This is a genomic window from Streptomyces sp. NPDC007917 (genome assembly GCF_042959105.1).
Taxonomy (GTDB): domain Bacteria; phylum Actinomycetota; class Actinomycetes; order Streptomycetales; family Streptomycetaceae; genus Streptomyces.
Genome location: NZ_JBIBKK010000078.1, coordinates 1 through 1,805, shown reverse-complemented (window position 1 = coordinate 1,805; position 1,805 = coordinate 1). Strand labels below are relative to the sequence as shown.

Here is a 1,805-nt window from a genome sequence, read left to right as displayed (position 1 = left end):
GAACCAACACAGTGGACGCGAGCAACTGAGGACAAGCCCTCGGCCTATTAGTACCAGTCAACTCCACCGGTCACCCGGCTTCCATATCTGGCCTATCAACCCAGTCGTCTACTGGGAGCCTTACCCCATCAAGTGGGTGGGAGCCCTCATCTCGAAGCAGGCTTCCCGCTTAGATGCTTTCAGCGGTTATCCCTCCCGAACGTAGCCAACCAGCCATGCCCTTGGCAGAACAACTGGCACACCAGAGGTTCGTCCGTCCCGGTCCTCTCGTACTAGGGACAGCCCTTCTCAAGACTCCTACGCGCACAGCGGATAGGGACCGAACTGTCTCACGACGTTCTAAACCCAGCTCGCGTACCGCTTTAATGGGCGAACAGCCCAACCCTTGGGACCGACTCCAGCCCCAGGATGCGACGAGCCGACATCGAGGTGCCAAACCATCCCGTCGATATGGACTCTTGGGGAAGATCAGCCTGTTATCCCCGGGGTACCTTTTATCCGTTGAGCGACGGCGCTTCCACAAGCCACCGCCGGATCACTAGTCCCGACTTTCGTCCCTGCTCGACCCGTCGGTCTCACAGTCAAGCTCCCTTGTGCACTTACACTCAACACCTGATTGCCAACCAGGCTGAGGGAACCTTTGGGCGCCTCCGTTACCCTTTAGGAGGCAACCGCCCCAGTTAAACTACCCACCAGACACTGTCCCTGATCCGGATCACGGACCCAGGTTAGACATCCAGCACGACCAGAGTGGTATTTCAACAATGACTCCACCATGACTGGCGTCACAGCTTCACAGTCTCCCACCTATCCTACACAAGCCGAACCGAACACCAATATCAAGCTGTAGTAAAGGTCCCGGGGTCTTTCCGTCCTGCTGCGCGAAACGAGCATCTTTACTCGTAATGCAATTTCACCGGGCCTATGGTTGAGACAGTCGAGAAGTCGTTACGCCATTCGTGCAGGTCGGAACTTACCCGACAAGGAATTTCGCTACCTTAGGATGGTTATAGTTACCACCGCCGTTTACTGGCGCTTAAGTTCTCAGCTTCGCCACACCGAAATGTGACTAACCGGTCCCCTTAACGTTCCAGCACCGGGCAGGCGTCAGTCCGTATACATCGCCTTACGGCTTCGCACGGACCTGTGTTTTTAGTAAACAGTCGCTTCTCGCTGGTCTCTGCGGCCACCACCAGCTCCGAGTGCAAGACTCATCACCAGCAATGGCCCCCCTTCTCCCGAAGTTACGGGGGCATTTTGCCGAGTTCCTTAACCATAGTTCACCCGAACGCCTCGGTATTCTCTACCTGACCACCTGAGTCGGTTTAGGGTACGGGCCGCCATGAAACTCGCTAGAGGCTTTTCTCGACAGCATAGGATCATCCACTTCACCACAATCGGCTCGGCATCAGGTCTCACCCTTGTATGAGAGACGGATTTACCTACCCCTCGGGCTACACCCTTACCCCGGGACAACCACCGCCCGGGCTGGACTACCTTCCTGCGTCACCCCATCACTCACCTACTACAGGTCTGGTCCGTCGGCTCCACCACTCCCCTTCACCCGAAGGATCCAGGGCGGCTTCACGGACTTAGCATCGCCTGGTTCAGCGTTGGCGCTTCAAAGCGGGTACCGGAATATCAACCGGTTGTCCATCGACTACGCCTGTCGGCCTCGCCTTAGGTCCCGACTTACCCTGGGCAGATCAGCTTGACCCAGGAACCCTTAGTCAATCGGCGCACACGTTTCTCACGTGTGAATCGCTACTCATGCCTGCATTCTCACTCGTGAACCGTCCACAACT

1 rRNA gene is annotated in these 1,805 nt (G+C 56.7%); it reads right to left on the bottom strand.

Annotated features, from left to right (window positions below):
- Window positions 1–27: 27 nt before the first annotated feature.
- A 23S ribosomal RNA gene (locus ACFZDL_RS47170) occupies window positions 28–1,805 on the bottom strand; the annotation flags it as partial.